The 1,918-nt window shown below is 63.3% G+C and carries 2 protein-coding genes; one reads left to right on the top strand and one right to left on the bottom strand.

Features of this window, described 5'->3' with window-relative positions:
• Positions 1–450: an Lrp/AsnC family transcriptional regulator gene (locus tag EN964_RS33085; protein ID WP_127277339.1), complete on the top strand. Its 450-nt coding sequence runs from the start codon at positions 1–3 to the stop codon at positions 448–450.
• Positions 451–960: 510 nt separating this feature from the next.
• Here the strand turns inward: EN964_RS33085 and EN964_RS33080 are convergent.
• Positions 961–1,918: cytochrome-c peroxidase (locus EN964_RS33080; RefSeq protein ID WP_127277337.1), on the bottom strand; the 958-nt coding region annotated here is incomplete at its 5' end.

The raw sequence follows: 1,918 nt of genomic DNA, 5'->3' as shown, positions 1-1,918 counted from the left end.
ATAGAAGACCAATTGGACCGCATCGACAGGAACATCCTGTCGGCGCTGGCAAGCGATGGCCGGCTTTCCATGTCGGAACTGGCGGCAAAGGTCGGCCTGTCGAAGACGCCGGTGCAGGCGCGGGTGAAGCGGCTGGAAAAGGACGGCTATATCAGAGGCTACCAGGCGATCATCGACCGCGAGCGCATGGGCGAAGGCCATGTCGCTTTCGTCCAGGTGAAATTGTCCGACACCCGATCCGCCGCGCTCGATGCCTTCAACCGATCCGTGCAGGCCGTGCCGGAGATCGAGCAGTGCCACATGATGGCGTCGAGCTTCGACTATTTGCTGAAGGTGCGCACCCGGGATATCGCCGCCTATCGCCGCGTCCTCGGCGAGCGCATCTCAGCCCTGCCCCACGTCGCCCAGACTTCGACCTTCGTGGCCATGGAGACGGTCAAGGATCGGTAGAGCGTAGGGATGGCTGAAGCCTCCCCAACTTCGTCATCCCTGGGCGAAGCAGGAGCGAAGCTCCGTCGCGGAGACCCTGGGATCCATGCCGCGACCTCGGCCGAAGAATGCAGCGGAGCAGAATTCCGCACCGCAGCAGCGCTTCCGAGTCCCGGCATGGATCCTGGGGTCTGCGCCGCGTCGCTTCGCTCCTTGCTACGCCCCAGGATGACGAAGCGATGGATGTTTGCGCCAATCGCCGAAGCATGCGGTCCGTGCTTAAGGAATTAGGCGCTCAGCGGTCGCCCCACGACTTTGGCTTCCTGTTTCTCGCACCGAGCCTTGATCGAAGCCTCTGCGATTGCGAATTCTTCTTCCAATGCCTCATATTGGGCAGCGAATTTTGAATCCTTGAACCATTCCTTGGCGGCTTTCCTCGACGGGAATCATACTCCGGCTCATAGAACCTCCTTTGCTCGCTTCAGCACCAACTCGCCTCGCTTCGCTCAACTATTCCTATCGCCGGCAACCTCACTCCGCCAGCGTCTTCAGGAACGCCACCAGCGCTCCGCGCTCGCGATCCGACAACTCCAGCGGGTGAACCTCTGATACCCCTTCGACGCTGGGGGCAGCCTTGGCGTAGTGCGCCACCACCTCGTCGAGCGACGAAAACTGCCCGGTATGCATATAGGGCGGCCGCGTTGCCGCTCCGCGCAGCGATGGCGTCTTGTAGGCGCGAACGAGTTCGGGCGCATCCTTGACCATGAAGCGCAACTCGCCGCAGGCGCTGGCGTCGCCATCGCGATAGGCGCCGAAGCAGTTGAACGGGTCCGCCTCGACTTGGTGCACGGCATCGATACGGCCGCGATCCGGCGGCAGGCCCGCAACGGATGGCACGCCGGTGTTGTGGAAGCTGTTGTCGGTGAAGCGCGGGCCGTTGTGACAGGTCACGCAATTGGCCTTGCCGATGAACAGTTTAAGCCCAAGGATTTCTTGTTTGGAAAAGACAGCATCGCCCTTCGGCTCGGCACCGGTGGCGAGGTCCAGCGCAAAGCGGTCGAAGCGCGTTGGCGCCGGCGCGATCGAGCGTTCGAAGGCGGCAATCGCCTTGCCTAGATTGGCAAAGACGCCGTTGATAGCGTCACGCTGCGGGCCGCTCATGGCATTCCAGGCCGCCCTCTCGACATCGTTTCCAAGCGGGCTGGCATCCAACGGCATGCCGGAAAGGTCGGGCAGCGGCCCGAAGATGCGCTCATAGCGTTCGCCGAAGCGCGCTTTGATGTAATGCGCGTAGGCGGTGCGGTTTCCCGCCTGCTCCAGCGGGTTTTCGAGCGGCGTCAGCGCTTGCGCCCACAGGCTGTCGCGGCGGCCATCCCAGAAGAACCAGGGATCGCGCGCGACGCCGGCCAGTGGCATGGTGCGCCGGCTGGTACGGCCGACCCCGACCGCCTGCGGCAGGTCGTCCTGGAACTGGCGGTCGATCTTGTGG

Source organism: Mesorhizobium sp. M7A.F.Ca.CA.001.10.2.1 (assembly GCF_003998575.1).
GTDB lineage: Bacteria > Pseudomonadota > Alphaproteobacteria > Rhizobiales > Rhizobiaceae > Mesorhizobium.
Note: the sequence above shows the minus strand (reverse complement) of the source record. Positions and strands in the feature narration are given on the sequence as shown.